This is a genomic window from Sorangium sp. So ce406 (assembly GCF_051474675.1).
GTDB classification, from domain to species: Bacteria; Myxococcota_A; Polyangia; order Polyangiales; family Polyangiaceae; genus Sorangium; species Sorangium cellulosum_G.
The window spans coordinates 10,786,612-10,804,042 of the sequence record NZ_CP150340.1 but is presented as its reverse complement, the minus strand read 5'-3'; the positions used below and the strand labels follow the sequence as shown (position 1 = coordinate 10,804,042).

The 17,431-nt window shown below is 75.2% G+C and carries 13 protein-coding genes and 1 tRNA gene; 3 read left to right on the top strand and 11 right to left on the bottom strand.

Going from position 1 to position 17,431, the window contains the following annotated elements:
* Nucleotides 1–517 precede the first annotated feature (517 nt).
* From WME96_RS40550 to WME96_RS40530, 5 genes are all read right to left on the bottom strand, one after another.
* A complete protein-coding gene (locus WME96_RS40550) occupies nt 518–1,444 on the bottom strand; it encodes a 3-hydroxyacyl-CoA dehydrogenase family protein (protein ID WP_437286914.1) in 927 nt (308 codons plus the stop codon).
* Complete coding sequence (locus tag WME96_RS40545; RefSeq protein ID WP_437286913.1) at nt 1,441–1,953, bottom strand: hypothetical protein; 513 nt, start codon at nt 1,951–1,953, stop codon at nt 1,441–1,443. The genes WME96_RS40550 and WME96_RS40545 overlap by 4 nt, the downstream gene beginning before the upstream one ends.
* 90 nt (nt 1,954–2,043) lie before the next feature.
* Nucleotides 2,044–4,524: an AAA family ATPase gene (locus WME96_RS40540; RefSeq protein ID WP_437286912.1), complete on the bottom strand. Its 2,481-nt coding sequence runs from the start codon at nt 4,522–4,524 to the stop codon at nt 2,044–2,046.
* Between the two features lie 138 nt (nt 4,525–4,662).
* Nucleotides 4,663–9,324, bottom strand: coding sequence for a VIT domain-containing protein (locus tag WME96_RS40535; RefSeq protein ID WP_437286911.1), 4,662 nt, complete (start codon nt 9,322–9,324; stop codon nt 4,663–4,665).
* 5 nt (nt 9,325–9,329) lie between these two features.
* A complete protein-coding gene (locus WME96_RS40530) occupies nt 9,330–9,908 on the bottom strand; it encodes an RNA polymerase sigma factor (RefSeq protein WP_437286910.1) in 579 nt (192 codons plus the stop codon).
* A gap of 265 nt (nt 9,909–10,173) precedes the next feature.
* On the opposite strand from WME96_RS40530, the gene WME96_RS40525 reads away from it, so the two are divergent.
* A complete protein-coding gene (locus WME96_RS40525) occupies nt 10,174–11,406 on the top strand; it encodes a S1C family serine protease (protein ID WP_437286909.1) in 1,233 nt (410 codons plus the stop codon).
* A gap of 173 nt (nt 11,407–11,579) precedes the next feature.
* A complete protein-coding gene (locus WME96_RS40520; protein ID WP_061612734.1) occupies nt 11,580–12,353 on the top strand; it encodes a Stp1/IreP family PP2C-type Ser/Thr phosphatase in 774 nt (257 codons plus the stop codon).
* A 177-nt stretch (nt 12,354–12,530) separates the two neighbouring features.
* Here the strand turns inward: WME96_RS40520 and WME96_RS40515 are convergent, their stop codons facing one another.
* Complete coding sequence (locus tag WME96_RS40515; protein WP_437286908.1) at nt 12,531–12,986, bottom strand: hypothetical protein; 456 nt, start codon at nt 12,984–12,986, stop codon at nt 12,531–12,533.
* A complete protein-coding gene (locus WME96_RS40510) occupies nt 12,983–13,618 on the bottom strand; it encodes a sigma-70 family RNA polymerase sigma factor (protein ID WP_063827025.1) in 636 nt (211 codons plus the stop codon). Before WME96_RS40510 ends, WME96_RS40515 begins: the two co-directional genes overlap by 4 nt.
* A 6-nt stretch (nt 13,619–13,624) precedes the next feature.
* On the opposite strand from WME96_RS40510, the gene WME96_RS40505 reads away from it, so the two are divergent.
* Nucleotides 13,625–13,882, top strand: a complete 258-nt coding sequence (locus WME96_RS40505) for a hypothetical protein (RefSeq protein WP_437286907.1) — start codon at nt 13,625–13,627, stop codon at nt 13,880–13,882.
* Nucleotides 13,883–14,041: 159 nt separating this feature from the next.
* Here the strand turns inward: WME96_RS40505 and WME96_RS40500 are convergent.
* The 4 genes from WME96_RS40500 to WME96_RS40485 form a co-directional block, all read right to left on the bottom strand.
* Nucleotides 14,042–14,115, bottom strand: a tRNA-Gln gene (locus WME96_RS40500).
* Between the two features lie 40 nt (nt 14,116–14,155).
* Entirely contained in the window at nt 14,156–15,442 is a 1,287-nt protein-coding gene (locus WME96_RS40495) for a GYF domain-containing protein (protein WP_437286906.1), read from the bottom strand.
* Between the two features lie 273 nt (nt 15,443–15,715).
* Nucleotides 15,716–17,002 (bottom strand): hypothetical protein, encoded by a 1,287-nt coding sequence (locus WME96_RS40490; RefSeq protein WP_437286905.1) that lies wholly within the window; start codon nt 17,000–17,002, stop codon nt 15,716–15,718.
* Complete coding sequence (locus WME96_RS40485; protein ID WP_437286904.1) at nt 16,999–17,304, bottom strand: hypothetical protein; 306 nt, start codon at nt 17,302–17,304, stop codon at nt 16,999–17,001. Before WME96_RS40485 ends, WME96_RS40490 begins: the two co-directional genes overlap by 4 nt.
* Nucleotides 17,305–17,431: the final 127 nt, after the last annotated feature.

Genomic DNA, 17,431 nt, shown 5'->3' with positions numbered 1-17,431 from the left:
CTTCCGTCGCCGTCGCGAAGGCTTCCGTCGCGCTCCGGAAGCTTCCGTCGCGGCACCGGAAGCGAAATTCCCCGGGAAATTCGTCCTCCGTCCCGTGCCGTCCGGCGCCGGGGAGGCGACCGACGCCGCCAAGTCCGCGAAATCACGTGCTCCGTCGCGCGCCGGAGGGCTTCGTTTCCGCGACGGAAGCTTCCGGAGCGCGTCGGAAGGTCTCGGGCGTGTGCCGGAGCGCAGTCGCGCCCTGGACTGCGGGCCTCCTCGGTCGTCGACTCTCCCGCTGCCCGCTGATGCCCGCTGCCTCCTTGACGACCCCCCTTTCTTCAGGAGCTGGCGTAGGGGGTAGAGAGCGCTCTGCACGCGCGCGGGGACGGGCCGATGTCTGAGCGCCTCTTGCCCGTGCTTGTCCCTCGCGCAGCGAGGGGCAAGCACGGGCCCGCGCGAGTTCGGCGGGCCCCCGCGCGCGTGCAGAGCGCTCTCTACCCCCTACGCCAGCCCCCGCGCGCGTGCAGAGCGCTCTCTACCCCCTGCGCCAGCCGTCGCCCTCGATGGGTTGGGCCCCCGCCTCGGTCCACCGGTAGAACCCCTCCCCGGTCTTCTTCCCGAGCCTCCCCGCCCGCACCATCTGCCGCAGGATCACCGGCGGCCTGAACTGCTCCCCGACCTCTCGGTGCAGGTGCTCCAGGATCGCGAGCCGCACGTCGAGCCCCACGAGGTCCGTCAGCTTGAGCGGCCCCATCGGGTGCCGGTACCCGAGCTCCATCGCGCGATCGATGTCGACCGCCGACGCTACCCCGGCCTCCAGCATCCGCATCGCCTCCGCGCCGAGCGCCACCCCGAGCCGGCTCGTCGCGAAGCCGGGCGTGTCGTTCACCACGATCGGCGTCTTGCCGAGCCGCCGCGCCACCGAGAGCGCCGCCGTCACCGTCGCCTCGTCGGTCTCCAGGCCTTGCACCACCTCGAGCAGCTCCATCACCGGCGGCGGGTTGAAGAAGTGCAGGCCCACCGTGCGCGCGCCCGCCCCGAGCCGGCGGCCGAGCTCGGTGATGCTCAGGCTCGACGTGTTCGAGCCGAACAGCGCCCGCTCCGGCGCCGCCGCCTTCACCCGGCCGAGCACCTCGACCTTGAGGTCCATCCGCTCGGGCACCGCCTCGATCACGAGATCGACGTCCGCCGCCGCGCGCTCGAGATCCGGCGATGCGACGAGCATCCCGATCATCTCGCTGCGCGCCTCGTTGAGCATCTTGCCCTTCTGCACGAGGCGATCGGTCGAGCGCTTGATGTCCTCGATCGCCGCGCCGATCCGCGCCGCGTCGACGTCGTGGAGGCGCGTCACGTAGCCGGCGACCGCCGTGACCTGCGCGATCCCCTGGCCCATCGTGCCCGCGCCGAGCACGAGCACCGCGCGCACGCGGGCGCCGGCGGAGACCTCCCCCGGCTCGCTCACTTCGGCGCGGCCGGCGGCTGCTGCGCGCCGCTCTTCTGCCGCGCCTCCTGCATCTGCTTGCGCACCCGCTGCACCTCCTCGGGCGTCAGCTTGCGCAGGTTCGCCGAGCCAGGCGCGGCGGGCGCGCCCAGGGCCTCGGCCGCGCGCAGGGTCTCCGCGGCCGCGCCCGCCGCGGGCCCGGTGGGCGCGGCGGGACGCGCGGTCGGCAGCGCCAGTCGGCGCCCGGGCGGGGGCTGGTCACCCTGAGCCGCCGGGCGGGCGTCCGCCGCGGCCGCCGGACGCGCCTCGGCCGGCGCGGCCTGCCCGCTCCCGGCGTCGTCGTCGCCGCTGCCCATCGCGAGGAACATGACGCCCGCGACCACGAAGATCGCGAGCCCCAGCGCAGGGACCCAGTTCGGGGTGGGCGGCTCGTCGGCCGGCAGCGCGCGGGCGGGCTCCCCGTCGAAGCCGTGGTGGTCGCTCGCGTCGTGCGCCGCGGCCGCGTGAGTTTCTTGATGGGCCGTGCTCATGCGCGCGACAGTTGCCGCACTTCCACAGCGGCGTCGAGGGGGTACCACGCCCCGACGCGCGAGCGGCCGCGGTCGCGCGGCCAGGCGCGCTCAGCCCGCGAGCTTCCGGTGGCTGTCGAGCGCCGCGCGCTGATCCTCGAGGTCGTCGCCGTAGACGGCCTCGAGCGCCTCGGCCGCGAGGCGGTGCTGCCGCTCGGCCGCCGGCTTCGGCTGCATCCCGTACGCGGCGTCGCGGATCAGCACCGTGCAGAACTCGAAGCGGTGCTCCCCCATCCGCGACCAGATCCGCTGCGCCTCGCCGAAGCGCAGGTGATCCACGAGCACCGACGCGTCCGGGATCATCCGCGCGAGCACGCGCGTGTCGAACTCCCGCCCGAGCACCGCCGCGGAGACGACCGTCTGCCGCGTCCGCGGCTCGAGCCGCTCGAGCCGGGCGACGAGCAGGCTGTTCACGGTGCGCGGCGGCATGAACCGGCTCGAGCGCGCGCCCTCGTGGGTCGATCCGTACCGGCCGTCCTCCAGCCAGTACGCGAGGATCTCCTGCGCGAAGAACGGGTTGCCGCCCGCGGTCTGGCCGAGCAGCGACTCGAGCATCGTCGGGAGCGGGCCGCCGAAGAACGGCTCCGCGAGCGCGAGCAGCCGCTCCTTCGGCAGCGGCGCGATCTCGATCACCTGCGACGGGATTCCGTCGTCGAGCGGGATGCGCACCGCGCCCTCCTCGCCTCCGGGCGCCGGCGGCCGCGCCGAGCAGATCACCGCGAGCGGCAGATCCCGGCAGGCGGCCGTGATCGCGCGCACCGCCTCGAGCGACGTCGGGTCGACCCACTGCGCGTCGTCGAGGTGCACCACCACCGGCTGGAGCGAGCTCTCCGCGACGAGCAGCGCCGAGAGCGCGGCGAGCGCCTCCTCGCGCCGCTCGGCCTCGGCCTCCGGCGTCGCCGGCTCCTCGCTCCGCAGCCGGAGCAGCCGCGCGAGCGCCTCGCGCGACCGGTCGATCCCCGACCGCACCTCGGTCCAGCTCTCGGGCAGCCGCTCGAGGAGGAGCTGGAGCGCGAGATCGAGCCCGGCCTGCTTCGCGTGCTGGCCGATCTCCGAGGAGATCCCGAGGTACTCCTTCAGCGCGAACTCGAACGCGTAGAGCGGCGTCTGCAGCGTCTGGTCGCAGCGGGCCTCGATCCAGAGGAGCGGGCGCATGTCCATGAGCTGCGCGCGCTGGTGGCGGTAGCTGTGCACGAGGTAGCTCTTGCCGATGCCCGCCTCGCCGAGGATGTACACGACCCCGGCGGAGCGCCCGGCGAAGATCGGCTCGAGCGCGCGCGTGAGCCGATCGAGCTCGGCCTCGCGGCCGATGGGGCCGAGGTCGTAGAACTCCTCCTGCACGGCGATGCGCCGCCGCTCGAGCGAGTAGACGAGGATCGGCAGGTCGAACCCGTCGAACCGGAAGATGTTCTCGGTCGACCATTGATGGCTCGCCTCGCCCGCGAGGAACGCCCGCTCGTCCGCCCAGATCGACGACGGCGCGGCCTTGCGCGCGATCTGCGCGGCGAGGTGGACGGCGCGGCCGAGGCAGGCGAACTCGCGGCGGCCCGCGCCGCCGAAGAAGCCGATGAGGCAGCGCGCGCGGGTGATGCCCACCGCGAGCCGCTGCACGCCGAGGCCGTTGCTCTTCAGCTCGAGCGCGAAGTCGAGGGCGCGATCGTGGTCGCTCTCGTGCGAGACCGGCGCGCCGAAGTAGAACAGCGCGCCGTAGCCGCGCTCCGTCACGTTCATGCCGGCGAACGTGGCGCCGTACATCGCCGCGATCTCGTGGAGCTGCTGGATGAGCTCCGTCGGGCTCGCCACCCGGTCGAGCGAGAGCGAGACCGTCGTCACCTCCCGGATCTCGCCCTCCGGCGCGAGATCGCCCGCGCCCGGCGGCAGGAACGCCTCGGCGTCCGCGTCGGCCCGGGTTTCGGCGATGGTCAGCGAGGGAGGCGCGCTCAGGAGATCGGCGTCGTCGAACTCCACCGCGCTCTCGCGCGCGCCGGCGGCGGGGAGCCGCTCGCGGAAGCTGCGATCGAGGTGCAGCTCGCTGTCGTCACCCCCGCGGTCGGTCGCCTGGCAGGCCTCGAGCGCGGGGCCGTAGAGCAGGAAGTACGCCCGATCCTCGGCGATGCGCACGATCGTCCAGTGGACCGAGCCCCACGCGAGCCCGATCCGGAACGGCATCTGCGCGCCCCCGGCGCCGAGCGCGCGGCGCGCGGCGAGCTCGAGGAGGCTGCGCCGCATCGCGAGGGCCGCGCTGCGGGCGTGCCGGGTGACGTTGCGCCCCGGCCGATCGGGGAAGAGCGCCGTGAACCCGCCGCCCGGCGAGAACGCCGCCACGAACCCGCCCGACTGGTGCACGGCCTCGAAGAGCGGATCGAACAGCGAGCGCAGCGCGTCCGGATCGATCGCCTGACGCGCGATCATCTGCTCGGCGAGTTCGACGACGGCCGGGAGCGAGACGTGCAGGACGGCGGCGTCGACCGCTCCCGCGTACTGCCCTTCGGCATCCTGTTCGAGGATGAAGTCCGGGACGAGCGGATTCATGTCGAAACTGTATCGGGGATCTCCTCCCGACACGAGCGCGGCGGGGGGGCCCTGACGACTCCCCGGGTGAGCGCCCGGAGATGCGCCGGAAAGGCGCTCTCCGGACGAGGGCGCGGCGCGCGCGCCGGCGTCACCACGTCACCAGGGGCGCGCCGGGAGCTCGTCGACGGGCACCAGGCGGGAGGTGAAGAAGACGCGCACCGCGCCGATCTCGCGCCGCGCGCCCTCGAGCGTGAAGGGGATCTTCCGCGTCTCTCCGGCGAGGCGCAGGGTCAGCTCGCCGCGGACGATGCCGGCCGCGCCGAGAGGGGCGGACGGAGAGCCGTCCTCCCCGGCGGAGGCGCGCGCGATCTCGACGATGTAGCTGCCCTTCGGGAGGCCGCGCAGCGCGAGGGACTCGGCGCGCGTGCTGGTCGCGTCGCGCGAGCGCACACCGACCGACCCGAGGGTGGAGCCCATCCAGGAGAGGCGCCGGCCCTGCGCGTCGATGAGCGCGAGGTCGAGATCGGCGCCGCCGCTCCACTCGGCGCTGAGCTGCACGTCGCCCGAGAGGCCCGCGGGCGGCGCGGCGTCCGGCTGAGCGAGGCGCCGGTCGACCTCCGCCCGGATGGCGGAGGTCACGTCGAGGCGGAGCTGGCTCGCGAGCTCGCCCATGCCGCTCTCGCCGGCGCACCGGATCGCCGCGGCGACGAGCCGCGCGTCGGCGGGCGCGAGATCGGCGAGCGCCACCCGGTGCTGGCACGCGAACGCGGGCCGGCCCGCGGCGTCCCAGAGCTCGGCGAGGCGCGTCTGGACGGCCCTGTCGCCGGGGCGCACGTCGGCGAGGCCGCCGAGGATGCGCGCCGCGCGGTCGCGATCGCCCTGGCGGGCCGCCAGATCGGCGCGGGCGATCAGCGCGTCGGGGTCGAGCGCGTCGCGGCCGCTCCAGCGCGCGGTCAGCTCCTGGGCCTCGCCGATCCGGCCGGTCGTGGCGTAGAGCGCGTAGAGCCCCATCGTCCGGTCGCGGCTGTCCGGGGACGCCGCGAGCGCCGCCTCGGCGGCCGCCGTCTTCGCGGCGCCCTCGGGCGCGAGCGTGTTCGTCGCGTCGAAGCTCACGTGGCGGTCGAAGACCCGGCGCATCGGGATCATCCGCCGCGGCGCCGGCAGTTGCCAGGCGGGCTCGGACGGGCGGGCGCTGGTGGCCGCCGGCCTCGGCGCGTCTCCCTCGGCGATCTCCGCCGGCATGTCCCTGTCGAGGGACGGCGATCCAGGAGCGCTCGGGCGCGGGGGGGACATCGGCGCCGCGGCCTTCGCCGGCGGCGGTGCCGGCCTCGCCTGCCGGGGGAGCGCGTCCAGGCTGGACCGGCCGCCTCCGCCGAACCCTGTGCCCGACACCCCGAGGTCCCCCGCGACCTGGGACCGTTCCTCCTTCGACTCCGTCCTCCCCTTCGGCGCCTCGGCCTCGAGGTCGTCGTTGAGCGCGTTCGCGTCGTTCGCGGCGTCGTCGGGCTGCTCCCCCGCGGCGCTCGCGCTCACGCGCTCGGCCTGCTCCTCGCCGGTGAAGGCCGAGGCGAGGCCGTCCCGCTCGAGGCCGAACGCCTTGAACATCGCCTCGCTCTCCAGGACGAGCAGCGACGTGAACCGGCTCGCCACGGAGAAGCGCCGCGACAGCTCGATGATCGCGGGCTTCTGCGCGTCGCCGCCGGTCTCCTCGAGCTCCGCGATCTTCGCCGCCGCGTAGAGGCGGGGGACGAAGGCGTTGCCCGCGCCCGCGCCGGCGGCGATGGCGACGGGGTAGGTCTGCTCGAAGCGCTCGCCCGAGACGCGGCCGCGGAGGCGGATCTCGCCGGTGACGTCGGCGCCGGAGCTCATCCGCGCCAGGACGAACGCCTCGCCGCCGGCGCGGATCGGGCCGAGCCGCGCCGGCGTGACCTGGGTGAGGCCAGGGGGCAGCTCGATCTCGGGATCGCGCAGCACGAGGCCGTAGGCCGCGCCGAGCACCGACTGCGCCGCGCTCGCGATCCGCTGGCCGGGGACGTAGGGGACCATCACCCCGCCGCCGCCGCGCGCGAGCGCCCGGAGCGACGTCGTGTCCGCGTCGCTGCCGAGCGCGACCGCGACCACGGCGGCGCCGTCCGCGGGGACGGCGCCGCGCACCGCGGCCTCGATGTGCGAGGGGCGCGTCGGCCCGACCGACGGCGTGCCGTCGCCGAGGTAGAGGATCCGCAGCTCCTTGCCCTGGAGCGGGCCGGCGGCCGCGCGCGCCGCGATCATCGCGGCGGCGAGATCGCTGCCGCCGTCGGGCTCGATGCGGCCGAGGAACCGCTCGACCTCGTCGGCCGACGCGGCGCCGGGCGCCATGGGCCGCGCGGCGCCGGCCTGGCCGCCCTCGCCGAGCGAGCGGCAGAGCGTGTCGCACGCGAGCACGACGACCTCGTCGCGCCTGTCCATCTCGCGGACGATCGACGAGGCGAGCCGCGTCGCGCGGGCGAAGCGCTCGCCGATCATGGAGCGGCTCGAGTCGACGACGATCGCGTGGAGCCGCGACGTCGACTGCTCCCAGCGGGGGAGCCGGGGCCGGAGCGCGATCGCGACGTAGGGCGAGGTGTCGCCCGCGATGGCGCGCGCCGCGGCGAGCGACGCCTCGTGCTCCGCGCCGCTGCTCCCCGGCGCGCCGGCCGGCCTGCGCGGGGCCGGCGGCGCCGCGGCCGCCTTCGGCTCGGGCGCCGGCGCCGCGGTGGGGGGCATCCGGTAGGCCCACGCCGTGACCGGGCGATCGCGATCGGGGAGCGCGTACTCGACCGTGAGGTCGCCGGCCGGCGTGAACCCCTGCGCGTGCAGCGTCCGCCGGTCGGCGGCGCCCTCGGCGGGCGCCGCGGCGAGCTCGTAGCCGCGCGTCTCGACGCCGAACTCCCGGTCGTGACCGAGCACCTGGAGGTCGAGCGAGAAGTCGCCGATGGTCGTCGTGCCGCTCTGGTCGTGCGCGAGCGGGTAGGTGAAGCGCCGGACGCCGGCGGCCTGCTCGACGAGCTGCGTGTAGGTGAGCACGACGCGGCGCGCGCCGCGCTTCGGGATGGGGAAGATGCGCAGCTCGAACCGGCCGCCGCGCTGCCACTCGAGCAGCGCGGGGTCGCGCCACGGGCCAGGGACCCAGATGATCTCCTCGCGCGGTTTGGGGGCCTTGGGGGCGGCGTTCTGGAGGACGCCGCGCCAGATCGCGGCCCCGCGATCGCGGTCGACGAACGCGCCCTCGATGAGCTTGCCGTCGACCTCGAGCGCGAGCCGCTCGATCTGCGCGCCCGGCGGGAGCGGGAAGCGGAAGATGCCCTCGAGCTCCTCGTCGGTGTCGTTGGCGAAGGTCTCGTCGATCTCGGTCCTGGCGACGACGTCGACGATCCGCACCTTGACCGCGTGCTTCGCGAGCCGCACGGCCCGCTCCTTCTCCTGCGCGGCGCCCGGCTTGCGCGCCCGGAGCTCGCCGAGGCCGCGGAGCGCCGGGGCGTCGGCCTCCTCGGCGGACCTGTCGCTCCACGAGAGCGAGTCGGCGAGCGACGTCGAGCTCGCGACCCGCGGCGCGGCGCCCCTCTCGAGCGTGGCCTCCTCGCCGGCGCGCACCTCGACGGGCTCGCCCTGCTCGCCGGTGACGCGCACGGCGCCGCGCGCGACCTCGACGGAGGCGCGCTCCGCGCTCGCGGTGACCGCGAGCTTCGTCCCGAGCACCTCGATGTCGCCGTGGGGCACCTTGATGCGCGCGGGCGGCGCTCCGGCGGACGGGACGACATCGAGGACGACGGCGCCCTCGTCCACCCGCGCGGCCCTGGCGTCGCCGGCGCCGAGCCACACGCGCGAGCCGCGGTCGATCGCGAGCGCGGAGCCGTCCTTGAGCGCGACGTGCGCGCGCGTCCGCGCGTCGGTGCGCAGGGTCGCGCCCTCGGGGAGCTCGGCGCCCGGGGCGAGCGGCGCGCAGGCGCCGGCGGCGTCGCACGCCTCGAGGCCGCCGGATCGATCGGCCGAGGCGCGCGACACGGAGGCGACCTTGCCGGACCAGGGCGAGCTGACCGCCGCGGCGCCGGCCGGGCCGTCCTTGTCGTCGCGCAGCAGGACGACCCCGGCCACCATGGCCGCCGCGGCGGTGAGGGCGGCGGCGGCGATCGCCGGGCGCCGCCCGAAGAGCGCGCCCCGCGCGCGGCGCGTCGCGGGCGCGGCGCGCCCGGCGCTGGGGGAGCGCGGCGCGCCGGTGTGCGCGTCGGTCAGGGCGCCGCCGGTGCGGGCGTCCGCCGTCGCCTCACCGGCGCGCGCCTCGCTGTCGCGCGCGCCGCTCAGGTCGCCGGTGCGAGCGTCTGCCCTCCCTTCACCGGTGCGCGCCTCGCTGGTGCGCGCCTCATCCGTCGCCTCACCCGCGCGCACGTCGCTGCTGCGCGCGTCCTCGATGGCCTCACCCGCGCGCATGTCGCTGTCGTGCGCGCCGTTCAGATGGCCGCCCTCGCGCGCGTCGGCCGTCGCCTCGCCGCCGCGCGCCTCGCCGTCGCGCGCCCCCGGCACCGCCCTGAGCACGGCGCCGCTCGTCGCGCCCTCCGCGGGGCGCGCCGCCTCGAGCCGCCGGAGCAGCGCGTCGGCGAAGTCGTCCGCCGGCCGGAAATCCGCGCCCGCCGCCGCCGCGGCCTCCGCGGCCCGCGCCGCGTCGTGCCGGAGGTCGCGGCACGCGTCGCAGCCGGCGATGTGCTCGTACAGCGACGGCCGCGCCGTCCCGTCGATCACCTCCGCGAGCTGCTCCTCGACCTCGCCGCACAGCCCAGCCGAACCCGTTCCTGTCGCGCTCATCGCCCTCACTCCTCGCCCAGCTCGGCCCTGAGCCGCCCGAGCGCGCGGCTGACCCGCTTCCGCGCCGTCGCCTCGTCGATCCCGCACGCGATGGCCACCTCCTTGAAGGAGAGCCCCGCCTCGAACCGCAGCACCACCGCCTCGCGCTCGCTCGGCTTGAGCCGCGCGAGCGCCGCGCGGGCGCGCTCGGCCCGCTCCCGCTCCAGCGCGATGTCGCTCGCGTCGGGCCGCGGCCGCGTGTCGTGCACCAGGCGCAGCCGCGCCTCCCGCCGCGCCTTGAGCTCCGTGTGACGCCCGCACAGGCGCCGCGCGATCCCGAAGAGCCAGGCCCGCACGCTCCCCTCGGCGCGGTACTGGGGGAACGCGTCGAACGCCGCGAGCAGCGTCTCCTGCACCAGCTCCTCGCTCTCGGCCTGCGATCCCGTGAACGCCATGCACAGCCGGCCCAGCGGCATCGCGTACGCCCTGGCGCACCGCGACAGCGCTTCCCGGAAGTCGCCGGCCCCGATCAGCCCCTCGATCGCCCGCGCCTCGTCGGCCCGCGCGTCGTCCCCCGACCCCACGAGCGCTAACCCAGCTGCCATCGCTGCCTCATCGCCGGCCATGTGTCCGCGTCCCCCGGGTTCGTGACCGGATTTCTTCTTCGCCCCCGCCCCCCGGCGGCATCCGGTGCCCGATCCCACAGTACAGGCGGGTCCGGCCTTTGCCTTTTGCAATACGATCCCAGCCGCAGCAGAATCGGCAGTCGCCTCAGGAGCCGCGCTTATGAATGAGACAAGCCCGTCGGAGCTCGCGAAGGCACTCGCGCCCGGAGATGCCGGACCGAGCGCGCCCGTTGACACCTCGCCTGTGAAGCGATGGAGACGGTCCCTCGCGCTCGCCCTTGCCCTGTCCGTCGCGGGCGCGCTCTCGTCGTCCGCGGCGCGCGCGCAGGAAGCGGGGGAACCGGACGAGGAGGCGCAGGAGGCCGAGGTCGAGGCCGAGGCCCCGCCGCCCGCCCCGAAGGCGCGCAGGAAGGTGATCCCGGCGCGCGCCGACGTGGGCGCGAAGGACCGCAAGGCGGCCCCCGCGGACGCCGATCAGAAGAGGGTCCCGGCCGAGAAGGACAGGGCGGAGCGACCCGTCGAGGAGCGCGCCGCGCGCGGCGTGGCGATCATCGAGCGGGGCGGGCAGGTGCTCGGCCTCGGCGCGGTGCTCGCGGGCGACGGGCGCATCCTCACGGCGCTGTCGCCGCTCGGCGCGGGCAACGATCTGTCGGCGCGCCTCGCCGACGGGACCACCGTGCGGGTGAAGCTCGGTCACCACGACCGGGTGTGGGACCTCGCGCTGCTCGTGCCGCAGACCGGCCGATGGACCGAGGGGCTCACCGCCTCGTCGCGCGATCCGGTGCGCGCGGACGCGCAGATCCGCTCGTTCTCGGCCGCCCGTGGCAAGGTCGCGGCCGTCCCGCTCGTGCTGCGATCGCGCAAGACGCTGCTCGGCGGCGACGACCGGCAGCTCGACAACGCGATCGAGCTCGGGTCGCGCGTCTCGCCGATGGATCTCGGCGCGCCGATCGTCGACGAGGACGGCCGGGTCGTCGCGATCCTCGGCCGCGGCTGCGCCCCGAACGAGGGCAAGCCCTGCACGCCGGTCGCTTACGGCGCGCCGATCAGCGCGATCCGGGGCTTCCTTCGCGCGGTGCCGGCGACGGCGGTCCAGCCCGCGGCGTGGCTCGGGATCCAGGGGGTGAGCGAGGCCTCGCCGGTCGCGAAGGGGGTCCGGGTCACCGTCGTCCACCCCGAGAGCCCCGCGGACGAGGCCCGCTTGCAGGGCGGCGATCGCGCCGCGAGCGACATGATCCTCGCCGTCAACGGCGTGCCCGTCACCAGCCCCGAGGCGCTCTCCGACGCGATCCGCACGCACGCGGTCGGCGAGAAGGTGCCGCTGCTGCTGCTCAGCCGCGGCAAGTACCGGCAGGTCACGGTCCTGCTCCGCGCCGCGCCGGATCCGAAGGCCGCCGCGGCGAAGAAGCCCGCGCCCGAGGCCGAGCTCCCGCCGCCGAGCTCGGGCGGCAAAGCCACCGAAGAGTACCGCAAGTAAGCGAAAAATGATGGGGGCCCGCGCGCGGATTCTATAAGCTCGGCCCTCGGGCGCGATCCGGTTGACACTCCGTCAACCAAACCTCCAGGATCGGGCTTGAGCGGCTCGGTCTGGCGCGCTCGCGGTTCTCATTCAGCCTCGCGCCTCGCGCGGGGCCTTCGATCGGGTGATCCGTGTCCCAAACGTTTCGAATCGAGGTGGCCGGCGAGACGAACGTCGGGCGCAAGCGCAACCACAACGAGGACAACTTCGGCATCATGGTGGAGTACGGCCTCTTCATGGTCGCCGATGGGATGGGGGGGCATGCGTCCGGCGAGGTCGCGTCGAAGATGGCTGTCGACGCGATGCAGGATTTCTTCGCGCAGACGCAGGACGACCCCGAGCGCACCTGGCCCTACAAGATGGACCGGTCCAAGGGCTACGAGGAAAACCGCCTGATCACCGGCATCAAGCTCGCGAACCTGCGTATCTACGAGACGGCGCAGCGCGAGGCGAAGAAGCGGGGAATGGGGACCACGTTCGTCGGCATCTTCACGGCGAACGACGGCGTCTACGTCGCCCACGTCGGCGACAGCCGGGTCTACCGCTTCCGCGAGGGCCGGCTCGAGATGCTCACCGAGGACCACTCGCTGCTCAACGACTACATCAAGATGAAGCGGCTCACGCCGGAGGAGATCGCGAACTTCCCGCACAAGAACGTGATTGTGCGTGCGCTCGGCATGAAGGACACGGTCAAGGTCGACACCCGCTTCGAGGTGCCGCAGCTCAACGACCTTTACGTCCTCTGCTCCGACGGCCTCTCCGGCCCGGTGAGCGACCACGAGATGGCCCAGATCCTGAGCGACCACCAGGACATCCAGGTCGCGACCTCGAAGCTGATCGAGCGCGCGAACGAGAACGGCGGCCCCGACAACGTCACGTGCGTCCTCGTCCGCTGGACACAATAACCCCGACCGCGAGCGTCCGATCTCCGCAGCGGCTCCGCGCCGTCCGCGTTCGCCGAGCGGCGTTCACCCGCACAGGAGACGGGTCCAGATCGGCGTTTTCGGCGCGCAGGCGTGCTCCAGCACGCCGAGCACCGAAAACGTCGAGATGGGCCCGTATCCGACGCGGGTGAGCGCCGCTCAGGGTAGGGCGCCGCCGCTCCAGGGGACGAGGACGAGGAAGACGAAGGCGATGAGGGCGAGCATGAACAGGCTCGTCATCAGGTAGGTCGAGCGCGGCGAACGCGCGGTGCTCCAGCCGTCGCCGTAGAACTTCCCGCGAGAGCGCGTGCGGATGCGCTGCTGCACGCCGCGGAGCAGGCTCGGCGGGGCCGCGGGGGGCGCGCGCATGGCGCCGCGGACCAGCTCGCGCAGATCGACCTCGTCGACGAGCGGCAGATCGCCGTCGTCGGGCAGGTCGCCGTCGTCGGGCAGGTCGCCGTCGTCGGGCAGGTCGCGCGGCGGCGCAGCGGCGCGCGGCGCGGCGTCGCGCGATCGCTCCAGGGGCGGCGCCGTGGGGCGGCTGCCGCTCTCCGCGCCGGGAGCGGCCGGGTCCTCGGCTTGCCCCGTGCGCCTGGGGTCGTCCGATCCGCTCATTTGCCGCCCCTCATCTTCTCGCCCATCACCTTCTCGACCAGCGCGCGGAGCTGCCCGCGCGCGCGATGGATCCGGCTCTTCACCGTCCCGTCCGGCAGCCCCGTCACCGACGCGATCTCCTCGTAGGACATGTCCTCGACGTCGCGAAGGATGAGCGCCTCCCGGAACTCGGGATCGAGCTGCCCGATGGCGCGCTTCACGACCGCCTCGAGCTGCATCCCCTCCACGAGCTCGTCGGGGCGGCTCACGTCGCCGACGCTCACGCCCTTGGCGGCCGACAGCGGCACCCGCTCGACCATGGCGTCGACGTCGTCCTGGGCGCCCGCGTGGCGCCGCGAGAGGTACTTCGTCCGGTTCTTACAGAGGTTCACGGCGATGCGGTAGATCCAGGTCGAGAGCTTCGACTCGCCGCGGAACTGGTCGATCGCCTTGAAGACCTGCACGAAGACCTCCTGGGACAGGTCCTCGGCCTCGTCACGCCGGCCGAGCATGCGGTAGACGAGCGCGAACACGCGCCGCTCGTACAGGACCACGAGCTCGTTGAACGCGCTCTCGTCGCGCGCGACGAGCCGCGCGATGAACTGGGACTCGCTCGCGTCGAGCGGCGCCGCGAGCTCCCGCTCGGGCTCCACGGCCGCATGGATCGGCGCGCCGCGCCCGCGCTCCACGTCCGCGCGGGCCGGAGCGACGCGCCCGCGGTCTCCGTCTGCGCGCGCCGGTACCGCTCGCCCGCGGTCCACGTCCGCGCGGGCCGGGGCGCCGCGCCGGCGGTCCGCATCTGCATGGGCCGGTACGCCGCGCTCGCGGTCGTCCCCTTCATCGCTCGCCACGCCGTCCGGTCCTCCAGGATGCAGGGCCTCGCCCCCGCCGCGCGGCAGGCGCGGAGCCCTCGGTGAGACCACGGTAAACAACCCCGGCGCGGCCGCGCCAGACAATAGCGAGCAGGCAAGGGCGCCCGCGACGCCCGCGGCGCGGTGCGACCGCGCCGGAGGCGCTGCCGTGCGCTCGATGGAGACCGCCCGCCACGATCCCCCTCAGAGAGCGCGGGCGCTCATTGGTTCCGGCGCGTGGATTCGAACCACGATTAGGGGATTCAAAGTCCCCCGTCCTGCCCTTGAACGACGCCGGAGTGCCGCGGGATCGGAGCTGACCGCCGCGCGGCGCGCACCTTAGCGCGAGTCGCGCTCGATCGCACCCGTCCCGACCCATGAGCCGGGGCCGCGACCCGGATAGCTGATGCCGCGCGCGGTGTCCGCCTCGGATCGACCTCGCCGCAGGCGGAACTGCCCGCGCTCGCGGCGACCCACGGGCGCCGGCTTCGCGCCGGCCGCCGCCGGAGCCTTCCCCGCGCGGTGGACAGGCGGCGCGGGCGCGCCGGGATCCTCGGCCGAGGCCGCGCCCTCGAGCACGGAGGTCGCCTGGGCCGCGGCGGGGAGGGCAGCGGCGGCGGGGAGGGCAGCGGCGGCGGGGAGGGCGGCGGCGGGATGACCCGCAGCGCCGGCCGTCCCGGCGAGCTCCGGGACGGGGAGGACGACCTGGGCGGCGGCCGCCGCGACGCCGTGCGCGACACCGAGGTGCGCCGCCGGCGGGGCCGCGGCCTTGGCGGGCGCGCGCGCGGGGCCGAGCGCGCTCAGCACGGAGAGGCCCAGCGCGAGCACGACGGCCGCGCTGCCCGCGGCGAGCGAGACCGCGCTGCGGGAAGCGCGGGCCCGCCGCGCGAGCCGCGACCAGGCGCCCGACGCCCGCCCGCGCGCCGCCTGGGCCGCGTCGCGCGCGCCGCGCGCAGGACCGCGCGCCGGACCGAGGTTCGCGGCGCTGAGCCGCGGGCCCACGGCGCTCGGGAGCGTGTCGGGCGCGGACGAGGGGATCGCCGGAAAGCAGGACGGGATCTCGAGGGAGATCGGCGGCGAGGGCGTCTCGCGCTGCGCCGCGGGCTCGGCCAGCGGGAGCGGGCCGAGCACGAAGGAGTCCGCGCGCTCGTCGCGGGCCCCCGCGGGGCCGCCCTGGTGGAAGCGGGGCGCGACGGACCTGAGGTCGTCGGGCGTCAGCGCGAAGCTGAGCGGACCGGTGGACTCGGGGCCGTCGCCGGCGGCGGAGACGGCGGGCGCCTCGTCGCGCGGGGGCGGCCGCGAGATCGTCCAGCCGAGCGCCTTCACCTCGCCGGCGGGCGTCCAGCACTCGAGGCCCTCGCGCCACACGCGCGTGCTGTGCGGGAGCTCGCCCTCCTCGAGCGCGCGCCACAGCTCGACCGTGCTCATCGCCTCGAGGTGGTCGCCGTGGTCGACGCACCAGGGCCTCGACTCCGGCGGTCCCTCCACGCTGCCCGTGTCCGAGCTGAACGGCATCGTGGGGGCGCTGCAGAGGCTGAGCTGCCCCTGCTTGCGCCCCTCCACGCCGCTCGGCGCCGGCACCCCGTCGCAAAGCCCCTCCACCTTGTACGCCGCGCTCGGGCCCATCGCTGTCTCCCTAGCGAGCCGCGGCGACCCATCCGAAACTTCCGGGTGCACCACCGCTGCTCTCGTGCGTCGGTAGCGGATGCTGGCGCGGTGGGCCAAGAAAGTGCGGGACAGCGCCAGGCGCCCGCCGGGCCCGGCCGGCGATCGATGCGACGGTGTTTGCTGCGGCGGGCGGCGCGCGCGGCGCGGTGGGCGCGCCGCTGCGCCCGAGGCGGGGTGGGCGGGCTTCGCTGCGTGTGCAGCGCGGTGGTCCGCGCCTGGCGGCGCCGGCCGTCAGAGGTCCGTGTAGTTGTCGGAGAACATCGCGCGCTGGCCGAGGAAGCTGATCTCGATCATGCCGCCGACGTCCGTCTCGCCGGTCGAGCGCCGGATCACGCTGAGCGCCGGCATCAGCCGGATGAGCCCGCGGTACTTCGTCCCTTCCGGCGCGCGCGCCAGCGTCACGTAGACCGGGGCGCGCACGTTGACGCCGACGTCGGCGGGCGCCTCGTCGTTGAGCGCGACGGCGACGCGCGCGCCGATCGCCGCGCGGAACGTGGCGTTCGCCACCTTGTCGACGAGCCCGGCGTGCGCCGTGATCGTGAGCTCCTGGCTCTGCGTCGGCGCGCCGAGCACCTCGCGCCGGCAGCGGTTCACCGGGGCGTACTGCGTGGACTGGGTGACCGGATCGACGCCGCGGACGACGTCGCCCACGGGCTCGCACCAGTCGAGCGTGTCCGTCGACGCGGTCCAGCGCGAGTCGAACGCGATCTGCCCCTCGAGCGTCGGCGCGAGCTTCTTGCCGCCCTCGCCGACGTAGACCGCCGCCGCGCCGACGCTCCAGGGCACGGCGACGAGCTCGCGCGGCACGAAGGTGGGCGGCAGGCTCTCGTCGCGCCGCTCGGGGCCGGGACCGAGATAGCTGAACCGCGTGCGGCCGACCTTTCCGCCGACGTAGAGGATCAGCGGCGGATACGCCGAGCTGCCCTCGCCCTCGAAGTCGAGGCGCGCGAACGACGCGGACAGGCGCAGGCTGCCGACGGGCGCCTGGGCCGTCTCGCCGGCGCTCGAGAGGCCGATCAGCGTGGCCAGCCCGCTGTCGGTCGCCACCTCGGCCTGGAGGACGGTGCTCACGTCCCAGGCCGTCGGATCCGTCACCTCGCCGAACCCGGCCAGCACACCGAAGCCGACGCGCGCGAGCGCCGTGCCGTCGGAGGCGCCCGTGACCTCGGCAGGGACGAGATAGACCAGCTCGCGGCCGGTGGCCGCCGGCGAGATGGGCGCGCCGGCGGCGGGGGCGATCGGAGCGATCGAGGCGCCCGGCGCGACCGGCGAGATGGCGCGGCCCGGCTGCGCGGGCGCCGCGGCCGTGCCGGCGTCCGGCGCCGGGGCTACGGGCTGGAGGGGCGCGGCGCCGGGCGGCACGGGCGCCGCGGGGGAGGCGGGCGCGACGGGCGGGGTGGGCGGCGCGCCCGGCGGCGCCGGATCCGACGGCGGCGGCGCGCTCTGGGCGAGGGCGGGCGAGCTCAGCGAGAGCGAGAGCAGCGCCGCGGTGGGTAGGAGCAGCAGCGATCGTTTCATGGCGTCACCGTGAACTTGAACGTGAGGTGCTCGGCGCCGCTCGACGTGTCGTATTCCGCGCGCGTGCTCTGGCTCGTCTTGGGGTCGAAGGCGAAGATCTGGAACTTCCCGCTGCCGTTCCGGACCCTGAAGCGGAATACGTAGTTGCCGGGCTCCAGATCGAACTCGGGAAAGACCGTGTTGCGGATCGAGAACGGCCGCACGCCAGCCGGATCCACGTCCGGTGGGGGGTCCTCGAACAGGTAGCCGACCGCGCTGAGGTGGTACTCGTCGCTGTGGAGCTTGAGCTTGATCCTCTTCATGGGCGATCGCGATCCTCTCACACGCGCGCGGCACGGTACAGCGGCTGAACGGCGCGCGACGCCCTCACCGGGGGATCGGCTGTCGCTGCTGGAACGACCCGCCGGGCCGCCGTGCCGGCGCGCTCGG